The following is a 19,363-nucleotide window of genomic DNA, read 5'->3' as shown; positions in this document are numbered from 1 at the left end:
CATGGGGTTTGTTTTTATCAAGGGAATGTTTTGTTAGATCATGTTGACGGGAGAGGATTTAACTTTCCTGGAGGTCATATAGAAAAAGTAGAAACACCTGAAGTAGCATTTCATAGAGAGGCATTTGAGGAATGCTATGTCAAGGGTCCTATCAATTATATAGGAGACATCGAAGTCAGCCACGAAGAGAACCCTTTATACAACGCTGAAAGTAAGTACCCTTTTATCGGAAAAATGTTTTATCGCATGGACATTCAAGAGAGTCTCCCATTTCTTCGAGAATATGAAACGCTTTCCCGCATTTGGGTTGAGCCGGAGCAAATTCCTTATGTAGTTAATGACTATGAGCTTATACACATAGTATTACAAGCAGCTTTAAGTATTAAGCCTTCTTATATGTAAGCTGTACTTCAGCGGAAAATTATGTTTTAGTAAATAAATATTGAAAAATAGGCTATTATGGTCTGTGATCATTGTGGATGCATTACTTTTATTTACCTGCATATTTTATTTTTTTAATCTCATTCACAGGCATTTCACTATACAAACATAGCTACCAAATCATATTAATAATAGTATAAAGCTAACTTAGCTTTGTACCTCCTAGTTTGTGGTTTAGGGTCACTTTGGTTCGAGTGACCCTTATCTATGCTAAATTTTACTTTTTTCTGTTGATTTTTAAAATTATTAAGCTAACAACACTTATAAGCGCAACTCCATACATAATTGTTTTATTCGTTTCACCCCAAGTGTCCACCATTGCTATAAAAATTATGATTAATAATAAAAAATAAAGTAAGTAATTCCGCATTTGGTAAAACCTCTGTTTCTTAAGAAAAAAGAAGAAGATTCCACTTTTTAGTGATTATTAAGCGAATTTTTTTTAAGCATTTTCATTTTCCTGTTTATTATTTTCGTATAAAACTAGCTTTGGGATATTCTCTTTCATAGTTTTCAAATGGTGTCACTGTTTCACCAATCGATTTGTTAGTCATTCTATCTAGGTTAATTTATCTAAACGATACCTTCCTTTTATCTTTCCGAACAATTAAAAACATGTATAGGCTAAACATTAAAATGATAATGACTATCACTGCTAAGAAATATGTATCTTGAATCTTAAACAAGAATAAATTCAAAGAATTTAATAATCCAGCTAACATTAAGAATAACCAATAGTTATTTTTTCTTTTTGATTGATCACCGTACCTTAAATAACTAGCAGAAAGCCAGATAAAGAAAGGTAAGAAACATACAATGGAAAAAGTTAGCACAATCCATCCAATAACCGACATAGCAAAACACCTCCTAGAGCCTTCCTTATTTTTTACGATTGACATGAGTAATAGTTTCATTTTTATTATTCTATAAAAATTTCGAAGAAGCATTTTGACTTTTAAACCATGAAAGAGTAGAATTTTGGAAAAAATGCAACCTTATTTCATCCACACCTAAAGCAATGGGTTTTCTCACTCGGTAAATCTGTATTATCTAGTTGAATACCTCCCCTCCTTTCAACACCCAAGCATACTATGATTGTAGAAGGGGGGGATATTTCATGGGATACTACGGTGGAAATTATGGTAACTGCTGTTACGGAGGCTACGGTGGTGGCTATGGCGGCGGTTACGGCGGCGGTTGTGGCTATGGCGGTGGTTATGGCTATGGCGGCAGAGGTACTGGTTCAGCATTCGCCTTAATTGTAGTTCTTTTCATCCTTTTAATTATTGTTGGTGCAACATTCATGTATTAAATTTTTTAATACTTTAATTTCTATTCAGGTCTTTAATGAAAAAGTTAAGGCTATTTATCATTGTCACAATTAATCTTTTCCAAAACCGCTTTTGCTAAATATCACATACCTAGTAATAGTAGGATAAAAAACCAGCCTAACATACTACAGTGAAAACAAAAAAGGTCACTATTGTCCGAGTGACCTTTTATTTCAGATTGTTCAACTTTTATCATGGTCTTTGTTCCATAAAATGCTTTACTTCTCCTACGGCGGCCAATTAAATATCATTTATTTAAATAATAAAATAAAACCGCCACAACAATATTTGGTATAGCAATATATAAGGAATTTAAAGTAAATTTATTACGTTCGTCTCGATGATCTGTTGTTTCGGTAGCAAAGTTAGCCCTCATCCTGTCCCCACTAACCATGGATCCCGAAAAAATCATTGAAATGACAATAAAGATACAGCCAACCGTGCCTGACACTAAATAACTCTTTTCCATCCCCCACAAAATGATCGATATTAAAACACCGCAAAGTGATAAGAAAAGACCAATTAATAAATATTTCACCCAGCATCCCCCTATCCTTATTATATGTTTGATACCATATTTTGTTTCGTCTTTGCTACTGAATTCTTCGCCTCAGGAATACTATAGAAGCAATTTATGGAGAGCATTAACTTCTCTTAAAAAATCATGAGGTAGCTTTTTGTTTGAAGTTATTAAATACTTCCTAAATAGTCAACAGGTAACGCTTGCTCATTAATTTCTTGATTCAAGGAGACCTTATATGCTTTACCATTAGGTTTTGAACTGATGATTTTATGGATTTCTTGATCGATAAAATGAACGGCTACCCCGTCATCTGCGGCAATTCCAGATGAGAGTTTTTTAGCTTTCATCAAATCGTGATATGCTGGTCTGCGATGGATTTCTCCATCATAATGAGGACAGTTACTACCCGGAAGAAAACCTAAGCATTTTATCGGCTCTAAATCTTCCCCGAATGAATCTGTTATTCCTTCTTCAAACCAACAAATTGAGCCAGCACTAATGCCCGTTAACACGATTCCCTCATGCCAAGCAGTTTTAAAAATGGCATCTAAAGACCATTCTTTCCATAAAGCTAAAAGGTTTTTTGTATTGCCTCCCCCTACATAAATAATATCCTTGTCCAACACAAAACTTTCCAAATCCCGAGTAGGTGGAGAAAAAAGTGATAAGTGGGACGGAGTACATGGCTGTGAGTGAAAAAAGGAATAAAATCTTGATATATAATTTTCTGAATCTCCACTTGCCGTAGGAACAAAGCAAATTTTAGGATTCGCTTTGTTAGATTGTTGTAAAATATATGTATCTAATAACGGATTATGAGGCTCCATAGAAAAGCCTCCTCCTCCTAATGCAATAATTTGTTTCATCTTTTCCCCTCCTTTTTAGAAAATACTGTATTTTCTAATTATATTAAATTTCTAAAGGGAACGCATCCATTAGATGAAAAACTTTTCATTAGGTATACTATTTTTCGATAAAAAGTACAGCAAAGAATTTTTGCCAAATTGTCCTGCACATATTGGGTTCGCCGCAAAAAGTGTGAGTTGCGCCGCTAACTGAAGGAAGAACGCCGCTAAACCATAAAATTGCGCCGCTAGGTTTGCAAAGAGCCAACATGTATTGGAGAACGCCGTCAAACTATAAAATTGCGCCGCTAACCTAGCAAGGATCGAATACACCAGGTTCAAATAAAAAAGCAAGGCCCAGGTTATATAAAAAAATGAGCCCTGCCTATATATTATTTTCCATCCTTTTTACTTAATTTTTGAATCTCCAGCAACTCTGAAATCGTTACAAATTTATATCCCTGGTCTTCTAGCTCTGGTAAGATTTTTTCTAATGCTTTCACTGTTTGTTCACGATTTCCACCGCCGTCATGAAATAACACAACACTTCCAGGCTTTGCACCTTTTAAAACCGTATTGATAATTTTCTTTTCTCCAGGACTTTTCCAATCAAAAGTATCTAAATGCCATGACCACATGACCACTTTATACCCTTCCTTTGCTATTGCATCAATCATCGAATCTGTGTATTGACCTTCAACTGGTCTAAATAACACAGGAGCATAACCTGTAATACCAAAAATTGTTGCATGCGTTTGTTTTATTTCTTTCATCAAATTGGAGACATTAGTTCTAAAAGGGTGCGTATATGTGTGAATGGCTAGTTCATGTCCTTCTTCGTGTATACGGTAAGCCAGCTCAGGGTTTTTTTCTGCGTTTTCACCTACAATAAAGAATGTAGCCTTTGCATTATATTTGTCTAAAATATCTAAAATGTCAGGTGTGTACTTTTTATGAGGACCATCATCAAAGGTTAAGGCGATCACTTTTTCATCTGTATTAATATCCCACAAAATCTGCCCTGCTTTTTCGTAATATTTCCTACCCTTGTCTGCAAAAGATTTTTCATTTACAAAAAATAAGAGTAGCCCAAATGTGCATAATGCAATTAACAGATAAAATTTCCTCAAGTTTTCACCTCCTGCATTTCATTATTTCTACTCTTTATTATTTGAGGTTTACAGTAAAAAATGCTTTAAATTTTGCACTTTTAACTGGTATAAAACCACTAACAATCCAAAATGTAAGTAAATAACGCTGCACATTCCAATTCCATAATGTTATATTATTGGCAAGGAGTGTGATTATTTTGATAATAAATGTAAAAGAAAAGGATTTTGAGTTTAACAGCTCTAGTCTAAGTCAAAGGTGTTTCGAACCACTCATTAAGATTTATAAGGTAAGAATGTCTGAAGAAACTACTATCGGTGAGAAAGAACGTTTTTATGAGGAACTTACGGAAGGCCAAAGAGCATTATTTATGTTTAATGTTTATTCTAATCATATTAGTAAATCTCTAATCGAATTTTATTGGTGGAGTGCTTATTTCTTGGCTCAGCCTAAAATTTGGGCATCGATCAAATCATGTTTTACGTATTTTCATGATGAACCTTTTCTTTTACTCCTTGAGAAAATTGAACAGGAACTAAAACGACATAATCACCCTACTACATTAGAGAATTTTGCAATCACTCGAGATGAATTAAATGATAACAATGAACTCCATGCATCATTTGAATCGCTATATGCAATATTCGAAAATATTTATCCAACTACTATAGAAAAAATAAACACTTTCATCGAAAAGAATTTACAAGAGTTTATACAAATTGAAAAGTAAGGAGTATTTTTTATGGCATCTATAGAAGACTTTGTGAATCTTGATATTAGAATTGGTACTGTTATCCAAGCAGAAGAACTTACAAAAGCAAGAGTTCCTGCTATTAAAATGAAAATTGATTTTGGAGAAGATCTTGGCATCAAGCAATCCTCTGCACAAATTACTAAACGCTATACGCCAGAAGGAATTATAAATAAACAAGTAGTGGCGATCGTTAATTTCCCTCCTCGTCGTGTAGCAGGCTTTAAATCTGAAGTTTTAGTGATTGGCGGCGTTCCTGAAGAAGGAGATGTGATTTTATTAGCTCCTGATCAGCCTGTACCAAACGGAACGAAAATTAGTTAATGCTAGAATTTTGGGATAGTGATTGCCCAAAACTAGTTTTAATTTCTTCATAATGAAAGCCTAATTTAGCCATAATAAGGGTCACTAATGTGGCCCTTATATTTTTTGCATTGTTTCATAAGCAATAGTAAGAGCATTTCTTAAAAAAAGTCTAATCACTCTATTTTCTATTCATTAATTAATGTCATATAACTTCATTTTTTCTAATTCTTTCTTTCTTTTATTTTTTAGAGATTCCCTTCCTTTTGCCCAAGTTCCTAATAAAAACACTGAACCAACAACAGCAACCTTAATGAGTGAATATGTAGTGACATTTTCTATTCCATTGAACCACCATCCGAAAATAAAAACTAAATACAGAATAGGTACAATTGCACCCCAGTAAACGTTTGTTCTTCTAGATAAAAAAGATTGAATTCCTATTAATACAATGGCTATTAAAATGGCTAATATCCATTTATAAATTGGATCCATTATTCATCATTCCTTTCGCTTTTATATTTATCAATTATCATTTTTGCCGTTTCTAAACTAAGACGTTCATCAATAACCAAATTTTTAATCATATTAACAAATTCCAAGTCTTCAGTATTGCTATTCAGTTCAATTTTTTTAATTAAAGTATCTAATTTAGTCCTTACTGTCGGATACGAGACACCATAAATTTTAGATATATTCTTTAAAGACCCAGAATTTATAATAAATTTTCTTATAAATTCAACAGATTCTTTATCTAAAGACAAAATCCAAGCTGGTACTTCATCACGGTTCATAACACTCCTCCTTTTTAATAATGTTAAATAAAAATTAAATAAAATTCAAGTATTCATTAACATTATTTATTTATTTTAAGGTTATTTTAAGCTAAACGGGGAACTTTTCATTTAGCTGTGCTATGTTTATCAATTGTTTTGGGGAATTATTGCCGTTTGTTTAGCCATCGTTTTACGAAATGATAATCATGTAAAAAAAAGACTTTTCTTGAAGGACGCTTAGGGGAAATTTTTACTTGTATGCTAAAAAAATATAACAAGCAAAAAAGCACTAACATGCAGTCCGTCAGTGCCTCCTAATAACAAAATGGTGCTTACTTCTTCACTTTTGAAAGTGTCATACCATCACCGATTGGAAGAATAATCGACTCTAATTGGGGATGGTTTGCTACCGCTAGATTAAACTTCTTCATTAATTCCGTATAACGTTTTGGTTGGATATTTGGGTCTGCCACACTCCCATTCGCAAGAACATTATCGGAAACGATCATAGCATCGGGATTTGCAAGCTGTATACAATAATTTAAATAGTTTTCATAATTCTCCTTATCAGCATCAATAAAGAAAAAATCGAATCGTTCATTACTTTGCGCCAATTTTTCAAGGCTTTGCAGTGCAGGTCCCGTTATATATGTCACTTGTTCACCAAAACCTGCCTTCGCTAAATTACTGTAAGCCAGCTGCGCGTATTTTTCCTCTAATTCTAGAGAAGTTAATGTTCCATCATTGCCGAACCCTCTAGCCAGACAAATGCCACTATATCCACCGAGAGCCCCTACTTCCAGAATGTTTTTAGCGCCACTCATCGAGACAAGCATTGTTAAAAGCTTTCCAGAGGAAGCCGATACAGAAATGGCGGGCATTCCGTTTTCTTCGATAGATGTAATAACCTCCTCTAAAATAGAGTCTTGCTTATAAAACACAGAATCAATGTAATGATTAATTATTTTCATTCTGATTATTCCCTTCTTCATCATGATTTAAAGATTTTTCGTCTTCTTGACTGTCGGGGGTATCCATTGTTTCACTTTCATGTATTTCAAATAATTGAATGAACTCATTGATGACCATATCAATGGCTTTTAATTCACCGACTAATATTGGCTGAATCGATTGAAACTCTGGTTGTTCTAGTTGTTGCTTAATCGTTGCACGCTTTAAATTCATCATCTCTAAAAAAGCAATAGCTCTTCCACGTCGGAAAGTTTTAGGTCCACGTTGTGAGCCGTCTCTTCCTCTATGGCGTCCCCCACGATGATGTCCCTCTTCTCTAAATTCCTTCATTTTTTCACTTCTCATATTACCCTCCTCTATATGTATATATTTGTATACGATTAATTACATTTTTATTGTATACAAAGTGTATACAAATGTATACACTTTGTCAATATTCCTATTTTATTCATTCTACATTTACTTCTTCCATTAAACTGTAAATGCGAGATCATAACTGGTAATATTAGTAATACCAAATAAATTCTTAATATTTTTTTCGCATAAATCAAACCCATTAATTTTGATCGATTTTCCAAATTGAAAAGGTGGTATATTGATGAAAAAAACCTCTTTATTATTTGTTGCATTGTTTAGTTTATTGTTAGTCGGTTGTAATGAAACAGTCACGGGAATCACTGCTACTTCTAAAAAGCCTGATGCAGCAGAAACTTTAAGATTGAACAACCAAGCAGATATTTTTCAATGGGAAGGAAACATTTTAGAGACCGATATAGAATGGGTCGATGAACTTGAACTCAATGAAGGACAATCTATTGGTGAGATAAAATTTAATGCCACTAAAGCTGAGGATTTTAAAAATGGTACAGCTAATCATTTACCAATCGGTGCTAAGATATATACGGTAAAAGAACGTGATGATATTTTAATCGTAAAATATGATCGTGTTGTTAAACGTTATTATGTTCTATCTGAAGGATGATTAGAAGGGAGACGGACAATGTTCATTCATGATACAGTTACAGATTTTACCCAAAATTATGTACCTACCATTGATTATTTAAAGGATTATTTTAAAAAGCATTCGAGCCATTTTGAAGAATACTTTCGATATCATTGCCATAATGTAGATGAAAAAATGAAAACGGCTATTCCAAAGCACCAAGAAAAGATGCCCGCGTTAATTGAAATGAAAGATAAAATGCCTAAGTTTATTCGTGCTATTGCAAGTGACTATGAAGAGATGTACGGTATCACTTTTACAAAGGATGTACATCTAATTGTAGGTTTATATGGAAGCAATGCTTTTACCTACCGACAAATCATACCGGAAATTGCGTTTTGCATAGAGAAACTCTCCCCACTAAACCGCCATTTGCAAATTATTATTGCTCATGAGTTTGGGCACGCTTTACACCATTTATTATCCGAAAAAAGCGGTATAGATTGGGTAATGGTAGACTGGGATAGCCCATTTACTTGGCTTTTACAGGAAGGCAGCGCAACGTATTTTTCTACAAAGGTAGTAAGTGCGAGGAAAGATGAATATTTTGCGTTTCAAGAAGACTTAGAATGGCTAACATTTGCAACGAATAATAAACAAATTATTACGGATGTGTTTTTAAGCGATTTAACAACGCTAGATGCAAGATCAATGTTTCGTGAATGGTTCTCTATTAATGGAGGTAAACGATTTGGTTTTAGTCGCTTAGCCTATTTTATCGCATACGAATTAATACTAAGCTGCCTTCAAGAACTAGCAGAATTAGATGTTATTGCCTTATGGCGAAACGAAAACTATCAAGATTTTATTTATCAACAATTAACCAAAATGGCAAAGAATAATGTATGATTTACAGAACTCGAATACAATGTTAGCCTACCGCGATAAATCAAATGAATGAAACGAATTCATTTTCATTTGTGGGCTTCTATTTTATACATTGCCAAAATATTAATTACACATGAACAAGCTACTTAAAGGAGAAATGATATAAAAGTGACGGATACAATTGCCTGGACGACGGATATATCTGTCGAAGTGACGGATAGTTTGACCTGAGCGACGGTACCGACAGGAAGGGACGGATACTACAGCCTGAACGACGGAAAGATTTGGCTATTCGACGGATATATCTGTCGAAGTGACGGATAGATTGGCCAGAGCGACGGTATTCCCAATGTTCATTCACTTCACACCCGGGCAAAAAGAAAAAGACATCATTTGACGCCTTTATCAGAAGAAAGCAAGTAGATTTTTTTATAGCCATCTTTCGTAAATTTCATTCATTTGCTTGATTATTTATCTCATTAATTAATTGCACAGCTTCATCGATTTTTGACACATCCAAAATTTTTACGTTGATATTATGCTCCTTTTGAATTTGTGCTGCCTCTTCTGCATTTTTAGTAGGAATAATCATGAAAGGTACACTGGATTTTTCTGCGATTAGTATTTTTTCCTTTAGTAACCCTATCGGTAATACCTCACCTGTTTCGCTTATTGCCCCAGTCACTGCAATGGGTACGTCGTTTTGTACATCGCCTCGCATAATGAGTCCTGTTAATGCAAGCCCTAAGCCAGCACTATTGCCATCCATATGATCCTGCTTAAAAAATTCGTTTATTCGTTCATCTTCTTTACCTAGATAATGATTTACGTTGTCTTTCATTTGAACTACTTCATTTTCTTGGAGATGAAGCCATTTTAATATTTGCTGATTTTTGCTCTCATAACGCACTGAATTCGTAATTTCATCTACATTTAAAAAAGGAACTTGCTGTTTATTTAATAGATTTTCCACGGATTGTGTATTCTCCATAAATTGAAACTCTATTTTATTTACCCCTATTAAATAGATGTCAGTACCTTTGGCATGTAATGGCTCTATGTATATGTATGCGACATGCGAAGTTCCTTCATAAAATATAAGAGGTATTTCGAAACTAAACACCAAGAACATGATAAAAGTAGCGAGTGTGATTTTTCTTTTATATAGCTTTTTTCTAAGCAAAATGCGAGCAATTAATAAGACGATGAACTGAACGAATAGTATTGCAACATAAGAAATTCCACCAATTATATCTTGAAGATACAACCATAGAAATACACCATAATCGAGACATACTAAAATGATAGTACCGAAATAAAGGAAACTTCTTTTACGATTTGAAATATTCTTCACTCCTTAATTTCTTTCAAACATTGCTTTTCTCCGTGTACATATTCCATAAATATCCTGAAAACCCTTCTTAATCAATCACCTTAATAAAAAGCGTTAATCATTTCGATTAACGCACTTCCACCCTTATCGGCTTTTTCAAAATTATCCGCTTCTGAAATCAGTACGCAATGCCTACACGCGATTTCACAAATTCTTTACTATGAATTTGTTTATAGACAAACTCCGCGGTATCTGCTACAGATATCTCTGTCCCACCTTCAGGTAAAAAGTCTCGTTCGATACGATAGGTACCCGTATATTCACCATCAGGTAAGTATGTAGGACAGACGATTGTCCAATCAGTGACTGATTCCTTCAATAAATGATAGACTTTATGATGCTCTTCTGCTGCGAAAGTTGATTTTCTTTTGGATTCGCTCGATTGATAACGTAAAATACTTGGTGTCAGTCGACTTTGTAGAATCCCAGCTGTTCCAACAGTTATAATTCTGTTCACACGCTCTTTTTCCATGGAGTCAAGAATTAACGGCATACTTTCAGTTAATGTACTTGTGCCATCTGTATTTAACGCACTAATGACAACATCAACATTTGTCATAATATTTTCTATATCTTGTTTTTCTAAGACATTCCCTTGTACAATATGTAAATTTTCATCATTTATTTTTAACTTATTTGGGTGACGAACGAGAGCAGTAACGCTATGTTCATCTTGTAACGCTAAGGAAACAATGTGGCTACCCACTCGCCCCGTAGCACCTAAAACTAAAATCCTCAACATGATCACCTCTTCATTTGATTATAGCACACAAATTTTCTATCAATATTGAGGATGTTAGTGAACATCAATAAGTCTGATAGTAACGATAAACAATTGAAGATCATTCGTTTCCGCAATACTGTTGACGATATGTTGGATTTCGCTTTCCGTACTCTTTTCAATTTTATCTAAGTTATGTAATTGTATAGTAATTGCTTGATTGTTTGGAGATTCAATTAAATAGCCAATCGTACTATCTGGAAAATAGCCAGCAGCTCGTAACGCTACGATAATTTTTTTTGTAAAATTTGTATTTTGTAATTTTTCACTAATTTCTTCATTATAATTTGTATCGGGATTTTTTTGAATGGGTTTTTCAAATGAAGGTTGATTATATTTAATCAAAGCTGCAGTTATGATTAGTACGGAAAATAAAATAAAAAGACCTTTTATTAGCCCTCTCATACATTCTCTCCATTTCATCTTTTTAATAGACTACGCTTATCATATTAAATAATGAATCCCACTTTCCCGGTCTCACATTGAAAACCTCAAATTCATATTTGCCAGACTTCCTAATCGATCGCCTGGCAAATTCGTGGAAGGCAATGGTAAAATACACCTTAATCGTTTACGATGACTTTCACCACAGGCTCTAATTTTCCTACATAAGCATCCCCAACATACTCAACATCTATGACGATAGCTCGTGGCACGAAACGTTGAATGCTTTCTAAAATACGTGCGGTATTACGTCTTTTGACAAGCTGAAAAGGCGGAAGAGTGTCTAGTTTTAAACCAAAGTCTCTGTAAAAAGGGCAAGATATTACGAAAGTAGATAATATAAACGCTACATTTTGCAATATTTCATCAACGCCTGTAGCATTTAAATCAATATTGCTTGTGGCGGTCACTTGATGTGTCATCCTATCAACCTTTCTTCTACGATACATGGAAAGATGTCTGTAATCTTTCTTAATATGAGCTTTTCATTGAAAAAAGAGCACTTAGTTATTTATGCGAATTGCTCAAAAGTTATGAACGTAGCACACATTCATTATTGTATGTATACAATGCAATGTTTCGTTACTTTGATAGGATTTCACATATTTGTTATTTTTTATCTTATTATTGCGTAATAAATGACATACAACCAACTTAAACAACCATGTATGATTGCCCAGATGATCGAATGATTGGCACTCCAAGAAATAGTAATGGCTAATACCGAGCCAAAACTAATACCGTTCTTAATAACTGTTTTATTTTCCATTTTCTTCACCCTCTTAACTTTTCTTATGTCGGAAGTATGCCTTCTCATCTTCATTCCTCCTAATCATGTCATCCATAGATGTCCCTTTTACGGCTAATAAAAATCACAATGAACGCGCCACTCATTTAACGTTGAATTAAAAAAGAAATAGAAATTTCCGTTATCGATGATATTGAAATACGCTTTCTCATCAGAGGCAATCTGTAATACAAACGGAAAATCATCTCCATAATCATGACCACTTTGGCAAAAAGCTGGATAGCCACCTATTTTATGAATTGCGTATATTTCCTCTACGATATCATCGAAGTACTCAACATCCTCCTCGTGCTCTAACCTCAAAATTTCATCCTCCACTTCAGATGGAATCCCTCCTCCATCCCATGTCGGATAATCATTTTCAATAAGTTTTGGAATCAGAGGGAAAGCACGAATGCGATCATGCTGCCAGTCTTTCTGGATCAACCCTTCTAAGGAAGTATATGCTCTTATTTCGAAAAAACGGCTAAGATCATCTTCTATTAAATGATCAAATATTTCTTCATGAATACATAATGTTAGCAGTTCAATATGCTGCAGGGATTTGGGCACAAAAGGAAGGTCCGTTAAAAACAATGTTGCAAGTGGCTGAAATCCCTGAGTCAAATGTTCCCCTGGTAATGACCATCTTACACTGCCAATCCAGCTTTCGAGTAGATCATATGTAGGTCTAACTCCACCTGTTTCAAAGATCATTGCTTGCCTTACTATTTGAGCTTTAATTTCATCAATTTTCATTGGCTATCCCCCCACCACGACAAAAACAATCGACAACATGATCATTCACCATCCCTGTTGCCTGCATAAATGAATAGCAAATCGTACTACCAACAAATTTAAAGCCATCTTTTTTTAATTGCTTGCTCATCCGTTCACTAATTTCTGTTGTAGCAGGTACATCTGCTATGGACGACCATTCATTAATGATCGGCTGATGATCTACAAAGCTCCAAATATATTCAGAGAAAGAACCATATTTCTTTTGTATCTCTAGAAAGGCCCTAGCATTCGTCACAACACTAGCAATTTTAAGCTTATTACGAACGATGCGTCGATCCTGACGAAGCTCCTGTAATTTGTCCTCAGAATAGAGAATAATTTTCGAAGCATCAAATTGGTCAAAAGCTGCCCGGTAGCCCTCTCTTTTTTGTAGAATTGTCCACCAGCTAAGTCCAGCCTGCGCCCCTTCTAGACAGAGCATCTCAAATAAATGCTTATCATCATAGACGGGAATCCCCCACTCCTTATCATGATAGTCAACATATAAAGGTTCATCTAGCTTGACCCATTCACATCTTGTCATTTAAACATCCTCCTTTTTCTATGTATTATTTAATGCCTGTTATGCAAAGCCAACCTTTTTGCGTGTTTTCTTTAATCGTAACGGTTTTAAACCCAGCACGTTCAAACAGCTGCTTGATTTCAGGTTTTGTTTTATAGGCTTTCATATGATAATTAATTTTATAGAGTTCTGAAATGATGATAAACTTCCCATCCTCCTTCAACACCCTAAAAACTTCCTTCACATCATTTGCTAAGTCTGGCCAAAAATAATGCGTTTGGAACGCCGTAATCGTATCGAAAAACTGATCTGCGTATGGAATATTTGAAACACTTGCTTGTGTCACGATTACTTTTCCATTTTCTACATCCATTTGATTTGTTTTGATGGAGTCTTTAACAGATTGCTCAGAAAAGTCTATACCATATATTTTACCACCTGGATTAATTTTCGATAAGGAATGTAGTGTTTTTCCACCCCCACATCCAATATCTAATACAATATCGCCATCATTTATTACTTCTTGTCTAATTAGCCAAGTATTCATACCACTATGTGCCTTATTCATAATTCTTAACATCAAAGATCCCACGAATCCTCTTGGTTTCTTAGCTTGCTCAATTAATCGTTGTAAAAGCGTCATATCAAAACCGCCCCTTTGTTATTTTCACTTTCAAAAATTTCCTGCTTATTTACAGTGAATTATTGCTTTCGCTCAAATTCATTCCTAATATAAAGGATAGGGACATTTGATTTTCAGCTCTTTTTATCAGGTCATTAATGTTTACTGAAAAATATAAACCTCCCTGTATTTTTATATCTAATATTTTTACGTTTAAAAAATTCAAAAGTTTCAATTTTTACCATTTTAAAAAAGGAGGCTCAATATGATTAAACAAGCCAATATAGAAGATGTTCAAACAGCAGCTTTATTAGCACTACAACTCTGGCCAAACCATACGTTAGATGAATTTAAAGAGGAGATGGTGCAACTAATAAATGCTGAAAACGCTACGATTTTCCTTGCATATGTGGATGATGAAGCAGTCGGTTTTGCGCAATGTCAACTTCGAACAGATTATGTTGAAGGTACACACTCAAGCCCAGTCGGCTATTTAGAAGGACTCTTCGTAAAAGAACAATATCGACAGAAAGGCTTTGCAAAGTTTCTGATTGAGAGTTGTGAACAATGGGCTAAACATAAGGGATGTACAGAATTCGCGAGTGATTGTGAAATACAAAATCTCGAAAGTTTAGCAGTCCATCTTAAATTAGGTTTCTCCGAGGCAAACCGCATTATTTGTTTTACGAAGGAATTATAAAAAGAATTCGATTGATGATACTATAATAAATTAAGATTATATAAGCTTGCGAGTGTATAGATATAGTTAGTATTTAAAAAAAGAAAAAAATCACAAGTGCTTTTTTACACACTTGTGATTTTTATTTTTTCGATAAATAAAGGATCTATAACAGGAACACAAATCATAAAAGTCCTTTTATTTTAGATATTAAAAGATATGTAATATTTATTAATTTAAATATGTATTGGCTGAAATGTTTCTTTCGCGCTCGTCCATTACTAGGTGGATAATAAATGCAAGTTGTTGTTCAATTCGCTCATTATTAAGATACATGATGTTCGCAATTGCTTTTTTTTGCTTTTCTTCTAATCCTACCTTCTCAAGCAATAACATAATTTCTTCTTTCGAAAGCCCAAACATATTTATTCACCTCCAATTATTATTTCATAATCATTATTCACTTTTCTCAAACAGCAAACTCATCCAACCATTCTATGGCCTATTTCCACTGATTATAGGATAACACATAGAATTTAATCAATCCAAAATCTGTTGAAATGTAATAAAATTTTAACCACTGTAAAAAATGATTGTTATTTAATAATACTTTTCAATGGGGTACCTATATTGATTTCTTGGTATTCATTAACTCTATTATAAAAACAATAAACACTTTTGTCGAATTTTAGCATTCTGTGCTACCTCCTAAAAATCACTATAAGAAACCGTTTACAAAACTGCTATGAGCTATGACAGTAAATGTCTTTATTTGTAGTCATCTTCATTATACACCCTTTCGTATGACAGCGCTTATCCCATTAAAAAAGTAATTTCAAAATAAAATTGAAACTACTTATCCTAGTCTTTTATTCGGTTCCAACACTGTTTTTATTAATATGATTCCTCGTAATACTTTGTTAAGTTTTTGTAAATTCCATACTGATAATTCATTCGAATTTTGGATTTAAGCATCTAATTCTTTTAAAATGACGCCTTTTGTCTTGTCACTAGTATTGACTGACAAATGAACTATTCTCGACGTTGCATCCTTCTTCCATTTTGTCTTGTTAGTATAGCCCACGATGAATAACTGACTCTTCCCCTGAACAATCGCCGGTGTTTTTACAACCGTTAAATCTGTGTGCACCATCTCAAGTAACGATTGATTGGACATTGCTAAAAATGGACGTTCTGCTTGATCAATTGTACAATGCTCAATGCGCCCCATTGACTTATCAGACCAGACTATTGCATAAGGGCCTTCATAACAATTGTTAAATTTACTATTCGCTACTTCAAAAATAGCATCAATACAAGTAATCGCATTCCCGCTAATATGTTCAAAATCACAATTGTCAGTAAAGAGTCGCGCCTTATTGATATAAATATGATGACTTTTGAGCTCTCGAATGGTTGTATTGTGAATTGTAATCTTGGCGTAATCATTGCCATAAATACCACCCGCCTGCCCAAACTGAATGATACACTGATTGAGCTTTAGTCCACTTGAGTCGACAATAAAGTGAAATTGAGGGTGTTCTTGAAGATTACATTCTGTCATCGATACATCGGCTTCGTTGACAATTGTAAGTCCTGTCGCCTTCCCATCATCTATCCTACAAGTACGAAATTCCGCTTTACTATTATCAATTAAAAATTGCGACTTCGCATGTCGATGAATTTGACAATCGTACAACATCGCCTTAGAGCTCTCTCCAAGATAAAGGCCGTTCCCTGCTCCTTCAGAAAAGATAGCATCCGTCACCCACAACTCACTTTGATGAACAACCAATTGCGTATCTTGATGTTCCTTGATTTCACAGCCATCTATCGTTAGTTTCGAGCGATCGAAAACTTGTATCCCTACATCTTGCCCTTGATGAATAAGTGTATTAGTCATAGCAATCGTGCTGGAGGCTGCAACAATTTGTGCTTGTTGATGCCCATGAATTTCACAATCCACAAGTTCCATTTTGACATCCTGTCGTGCATAAATTCCATTCTTGCGCCCTTCCAACAACATACAATTAGTCAATGCAATTTCACTATTTCTAACATTAATTTGAGCCTTTACATGATGCTGGATCGTCGTATCCACTAATATAACGCTTGAACCATTATCAATATTTATGCCAAAGTGATTGACAGGGCTCGCCAAAATATCAACATTTTTCATCATGAGACTTCCGAAGCTAACGGTCACTTGTGTTTGCACCATTTGCTGCTCAATAACACAATTTTCTAGCTGTAAATCTCCCTTTACATAAATACCCTGTCCTTGTGTAAAACGTAGATTTCGCATACTCACAAGTGTCTGATAGCGAATAAATACGCCACCTTTAATCGTCACATTCCCCACCCCATAAAGCGTCAGCCTTTTGGCAATTTCAAAGCTTTCTTCATAAATCCCATCCCGAATTTCAATAAAATCTCCCGACTCTGCCTCTTCAATCGCCTGCCCGATACTTTGGTAACGGTGCATAATACTTCTCTTTACAACAAGTGTCGCCATCTCCACACTCCTTAACAAAGCTATTTCATAAAATTCATGAAATCATTTGTCGGTTTTATTTTATTTATATCCCCATTGAACTTCCTGTTATTCAATTTTGTATAAATTATTTATACCGCAAAACGTTTTGCTAAGAAGTTAAAGCTGTTTTTTTCTAAACTCCAAAATAAAACCAGCAATCACGATTTCCTCGTCAATTGCTGGTTTAACCGTTTTTATTCTCTTGTAACTACTACAAACAGTACTAGTTAATAATTTTAATTACAATTTAAACTTTCCAACAAGGTCGTTTAGATTTTCTGCCATGCTAGCTAAATTGGCTGAACTATGTTTGATTTCGTCCATAGAGCTTGCTGCTTGTTCGATCGTTGCTGAAGTTTCTTGTATGCCTGCAGCGGATTGTTCTGATACAGCAGCAATTTCGTCCACAGACTTATTAATCGTAACCGTATTTTGTACTACCTCTTCTAGCTTTGCCGTCATGCTATCAATATTCGTTGACATGGAGTAAACAGCCTCTGCAATCTGGTTGAACGTTTCATTTGTAGATGCGATTTGAGCCGTACCTTTTTCAACCTCTTGATAGCCAGTTTCTAGTGAGGATGTCACCGTGTCAGAATCATGATGAATTTTATGGACAATTCCTGTTATATCGTCTACTGAGACAGCTACTTGTTCGGCGAGTTTACGTACTTCATCTGCGACGACCGCAAATCCTTTACCCTGCTCCCCTGCGCGAGCCGCTTCAATGGCTGCATTCAATGCTAGTAAATTCGTTTGTGCAGCAATGTCCTGAATCACAGCTACGATTTTTGAAATTTCTTGTGTTTGTTTACTTAGTTCATCTACCTTATCAACAGCATCCTTCACAATATGATGAATGGATGTCATTTGTGCAGTAGATGCGTCCATTAAACCTTGGCCCTCTTTCGTTAAAGCCATGACATTTTGGGAATATTGCTGAACATCCGTACTACTATTACTAACATCCGTCATTTTAGTGGTAAATTCTGTCATTGTTGTAGCTACATCTGATGCATTACTTGCCTGTACTTCTGTACCACTCGCGATTTCAGTAACTGTGTCGACAATTTGTTCTGTACCAGTTTTCACCTCTGTCGCTGATTGCATAAGTTCTTCACTATGCGCAGCTACGTCATTGGATACTGTTTGAATTTGCTTTAATAAACGATTTAAAATATCGGACATCGTATTAGTCGCTTCTGTCAGTTGTCCTACCTCATCTTTTGATTTCACAACAAGTGCAGGTTCACTTAAATCACCTTCAGTAATTCGTTGCATACGATTTGTCACAGCGATAATTGGTCTTGAGATTAATCTAGCACTTAACAATGCAATGATAATGGCAACAATAACAATTACAACACCGACGATGATGCCTGTTAGCTGCTTCGTCTCGCCTGCACTAATAATGTCTGCACCAGTTGCATTAATCGATTGCTTACGATGCTCTGCTAACCCCTCAAAGCCTTCACGTATTTCCGTCGCCTCATCACTCATAGTTGCTAAATTTTTTGTTGCTTGGTCAATCTGGCCTTGATCATAAACAGTAAATACTTCTTTTTCTACAAAACTACTCCATTCTTTAGCCATTTCCGCAAATTTGCTGAAATCACCCGACTCTGATACCGCTGAACGTAATTTCTCATTCTCTTCAGCAAGCTTAACATTATCTTCAAAAATTTTCTTATACTTTTCGTCACCAGAAAGTATATATCCTCTAGCTGCCGCAATTCTTAGCCCTATCGTCTGGGCTTCCTCATAATCTGAAATGAGTAATTGCAATTCTTCATCAATTATTTGTTCCGTTGCGCTGTTACTTTGCTTGACTGCATAAAAATTATAACCAATGTATAAAACCACTACTGCTACAACAATACTGAAGGAAAAAACAATTCTTTTACTAATGGATTTAAAATTCATTTCAAATTCTCC

General features: G+C 34.8%; 26 protein-coding genes. 7 read left to right on the top strand and 19 right to left on the bottom strand.

Features of this window, described 5'->3' with window-relative positions:
- Positions 1-30: 30 nt before the first annotated feature.
- Positions 31-402 (top strand): NUDIX hydrolase, encoded by a 372-nt coding sequence (locus MOK21_RS02510; RefSeq protein WP_249072401.1) that lies wholly within the window; start codon positions 31-33, stop codon positions 400-402.
- A 608-nt stretch (positions 403-1,010) separates the two neighbouring features.
- Here MOK21_RS02510 and MOK21_RS02505 read toward each other — a convergent pair.
- A complete protein-coding gene (locus tag MOK21_RS02505; RefSeq protein ID WP_249072400.1) occupies positions 1,011-1,295 on the bottom strand; it encodes a hypothetical protein in 285 nt (94 codons plus the stop codon).
- 263 nt (positions 1,296-1,558) lie between these two features.
- Here MOK21_RS02505 and yjcZ point away from each other — a divergent pair, with 263 nt between their 5' ends.
- Positions 1,559-1,753 (top strand): sporulation protein YjcZ, encoded by a 195-nt coding sequence (gene yjcZ / locus MOK21_RS02500; protein WP_249072399.1) that lies wholly within the window; start codon positions 1,559-1,561, stop codon positions 1,751-1,753.
- Positions 1,754-2,019: 266 nt separating this feature from the next.
- On the opposite strand, the gene MOK21_RS02495 is transcribed toward yjcZ, so the two are convergent.
- From MOK21_RS02495 to MOK21_RS02485, 3 genes are all read right to left on the bottom strand, one after another.
- Positions 2,020-2,310: a DUF5316 domain-containing protein gene (locus MOK21_RS02495; RefSeq protein WP_249072398.1), complete on the bottom strand. Its 291-nt coding sequence runs from the start codon at positions 2,308-2,310 to the stop codon at positions 2,020-2,022.
- 152 nt (positions 2,311-2,462) lie between these two features.
- A complete protein-coding gene (locus tag MOK21_RS02490) occupies positions 2,463-3,161 on the bottom strand; it encodes a Type 1 glutamine amidotransferase-like domain-containing protein (RefSeq protein ID WP_249072397.1) in 699 nt (232 codons plus the stop codon).
- A 371-nt stretch (positions 3,162-3,532) separates the two neighbouring features.
- Positions 3,533-4,270: a polysaccharide deacetylase family protein gene (locus MOK21_RS02485; protein ID WP_249072396.1), complete on the bottom strand. Its 738-nt coding sequence runs from the start codon at positions 4,268-4,270 to the stop codon at positions 3,533-3,535.
- A 179-nt stretch (positions 4,271-4,449) separates the two neighbouring features.
- On the opposite strand from MOK21_RS02485, the gene MOK21_RS02480 reads away from it, so the two are divergent.
- Together MOK21_RS02480 and csaA are read left to right on the top strand one after the other, a co-directional pair.
- Positions 4,450-4,980 carry a hypothetical protein gene (locus tag MOK21_RS02480; protein WP_249072395.1) on the top strand — a complete coding sequence of 177 codons (531 nt, stop codon included), beginning with the start codon at positions 4,450-4,452 and terminating at the stop codon, positions 4,978-4,980.
- A gap of 12 nt (positions 4,981-4,992) precedes the next feature.
- A complete protein-coding gene (csaA, locus tag MOK21_RS02475) occupies positions 4,993-5,325 on the top strand; it encodes a chaperone CsaA (protein ID WP_249072394.1) in 333 nt (110 codons plus the stop codon).
- Between the two features lie 174 nt (positions 5,326-5,499).
- On the opposite strand, the gene MOK21_RS02470 is transcribed toward csaA, so the two are convergent.
- The 4 genes from MOK21_RS02470 to MOK21_RS02455 all read right to left on the bottom strand — a co-directional run bounded on the left by MOK21_RS02470 (position 5,500) and on the right by MOK21_RS02455 (position 7,397).
- Complete coding sequence (locus MOK21_RS02470) at positions 5,500-5,799, bottom strand: hypothetical protein (RefSeq protein ID WP_249072393.1); 300 nt, start codon at positions 5,797-5,799, stop codon at positions 5,500-5,502.
- Positions 5,799-6,098: a DUF2089 family protein gene (locus tag MOK21_RS02465; protein WP_134026318.1), complete on the bottom strand. Its 300-nt coding sequence runs from the start codon at positions 6,096-6,098 to the stop codon at positions 5,799-5,801. Before MOK21_RS02465 ends, MOK21_RS02470 begins: the two co-directional genes overlap by 1 nt.
- Before the next feature lie 314 nt (positions 6,099-6,412).
- Positions 6,413-7,051, bottom strand: a complete 639-nt coding sequence (locus MOK21_RS02460; RefSeq protein ID WP_249072392.1) for an O-methyltransferase — start codon at positions 7,049-7,051, stop codon at positions 6,413-6,415.
- Complete coding sequence (locus MOK21_RS02455; RefSeq protein ID WP_249072391.1) at positions 7,038-7,397, bottom strand: hypothetical protein; 360 nt, start codon at positions 7,395-7,397, stop codon at positions 7,038-7,040. The genes MOK21_RS02460 and MOK21_RS02455 overlap by 14 nt, the downstream gene beginning before the upstream one ends.
- A gap of 253 nt (positions 7,398-7,650) precedes the next feature.
- On the opposite strand from MOK21_RS02455, the gene MOK21_RS02450 reads away from it, so the two are divergent.
- Positions 7,651-8,034 (top strand): hypothetical protein, encoded by a 384-nt coding sequence (locus MOK21_RS02450; RefSeq protein ID WP_249072390.1) that lies wholly within the window; start codon positions 7,651-7,653, stop codon positions 8,032-8,034.
- 18 nt (positions 8,035-8,052) lie between these two features.
- Positions 8,053-8,904 carry a hypothetical protein gene (locus MOK21_RS02445; protein ID WP_249072389.1) on the top strand — a complete coding sequence of 284 codons (852 nt, stop codon included), beginning with the start codon at positions 8,053-8,055 and terminating at the stop codon, positions 8,902-8,904.
- Between the two features lie 430 nt (positions 8,905-9,334).
- Here MOK21_RS02445 and MOK21_RS02440 read toward each other — a convergent pair whose 3' ends face one another.
- The 8 genes from MOK21_RS02440 to MOK21_RS02405 form a co-directional block, all read right to left on the bottom strand.
- Complete coding sequence (locus MOK21_RS02440; RefSeq protein ID WP_249072388.1) at positions 9,335-9,874, bottom strand: S16 family serine protease; 540 nt, start codon at positions 9,872-9,874, stop codon at positions 9,335-9,337.
- A gap of 520 nt (positions 9,875-10,394) precedes the next feature.
- Complete coding sequence (locus MOK21_RS02435; RefSeq protein ID WP_249072387.1) at positions 10,395-11,015, bottom strand: NAD(P)-dependent oxidoreductase; 621 nt, start codon at positions 11,013-11,015, stop codon at positions 10,395-10,397.
- A gap of 57 nt (positions 11,016-11,072) precedes the next feature.
- The gene (locus MOK21_RS02430) at positions 11,073-11,462 is read right to left on the bottom strand and encodes a hypothetical protein (protein ID WP_249072386.1); all 390 of its coding nucleotides are present in this window, start codon (positions 11,460-11,462) and stop codon (positions 11,073-11,075) included.
- 158 nt (positions 11,463-11,620) lie between these two features.
- Positions 11,621-11,923 carry a hypothetical protein gene (locus MOK21_RS02425; protein WP_249072385.1) on the bottom strand — a complete coding sequence of 101 codons (303 nt, stop codon included), beginning with the start codon at positions 11,921-11,923 and terminating at the stop codon, positions 11,621-11,623.
- 194 nt (positions 11,924-12,117) lie between these two features.
- On the bottom strand, positions 12,118-12,318 hold the full coding sequence (locus tag MOK21_RS02420; protein ID WP_249072384.1) for a hypothetical protein: 201 nt from the start codon (positions 12,316-12,318) through the stop codon (positions 12,118-12,120).
- Positions 12,319-12,363: 45 nt separating this feature from the next.
- The gene (locus MOK21_RS02415; protein ID WP_249072383.1) at positions 12,364-13,047 is read right to left on the bottom strand and encodes a DUF1963 domain-containing protein; all 684 of its coding nucleotides are present in this window, start codon (positions 13,045-13,047) and stop codon (positions 12,364-12,366) included.
- Positions 13,037-13,612: a DNA-3-methyladenine glycosylase I gene (locus tag MOK21_RS02410; protein ID WP_249072382.1), complete on the bottom strand. Its 576-nt coding sequence runs from the start codon at positions 13,610-13,612 to the stop codon at positions 13,037-13,039. The genes MOK21_RS02415 and MOK21_RS02410 overlap by 11 nt, the downstream gene beginning before the upstream one ends.
- 25 nt (positions 13,613-13,637) lie before the next feature.
- Positions 13,638-14,234 carry a class I SAM-dependent methyltransferase gene (locus tag MOK21_RS02405; RefSeq protein ID WP_249072381.1) on the bottom strand — a complete coding sequence of 199 codons (597 nt, stop codon included), beginning with the start codon at positions 14,232-14,234 and terminating at the stop codon, positions 13,638-13,640.
- A gap of 244 nt (positions 14,235-14,478) precedes the next feature.
- Here MOK21_RS02405 and aac(6') point away from each other — a divergent pair, with 244 nt between their 5' ends.
- On the top strand, positions 14,479-14,913 hold the full coding sequence (gene aac(6') / locus MOK21_RS02400; RefSeq protein ID WP_249072380.1) for an aminoglycoside 6'-N-acetyltransferase: 435 nt from the start codon (positions 14,479-14,481) through the stop codon (positions 14,911-14,913).
- A gap of 210 nt (positions 14,914-15,123) precedes the next feature.
- Here the strand turns inward: aac(6') and MOK21_RS02395 are convergent, their stop codons facing one another.
- The 3 genes from MOK21_RS02395 to MOK21_RS02385 form a co-directional block, all read right to left on the bottom strand.
- On the bottom strand, positions 15,124-15,315 hold the full coding sequence (locus MOK21_RS02395; protein WP_132358405.1) for a hypothetical protein: 192 nt from the start codon (positions 15,313-15,315) through the stop codon (positions 15,124-15,126).
- Between the two features lie 544 nt (positions 15,316-15,859).
- Positions 15,860-17,407: a right-handed parallel beta-helix repeat-containing protein gene (locus tag MOK21_RS02390; RefSeq protein ID WP_249072379.1), complete on the bottom strand. Its 1,548-nt coding sequence runs from the start codon at positions 17,405-17,407 to the stop codon at positions 15,860-15,862.
- Between the two features lie 261 nt (positions 17,408-17,668).
- On the bottom strand, positions 17,669-19,351 hold the full coding sequence (locus tag MOK21_RS02385) for a methyl-accepting chemotaxis protein (RefSeq protein WP_249072378.1): 1,683 nt from the start codon (positions 19,349-19,351) through the stop codon (positions 17,669-17,671).
- Positions 19,352-19,363 lie beyond the last annotated feature (12 nt).

Source organism: Lysinibacillus sp. BPa_S21 (assembly GCF_023337795.1).
Taxonomy (GTDB): Bacteria; Bacillota; Bacilli; order Bacillales_A; family Planococcaceae; genus Lysinibacillus.
Note: the sequence above shows the minus strand (reverse complement) of the source record. Positions and strands in the feature narration are given on the sequence as shown.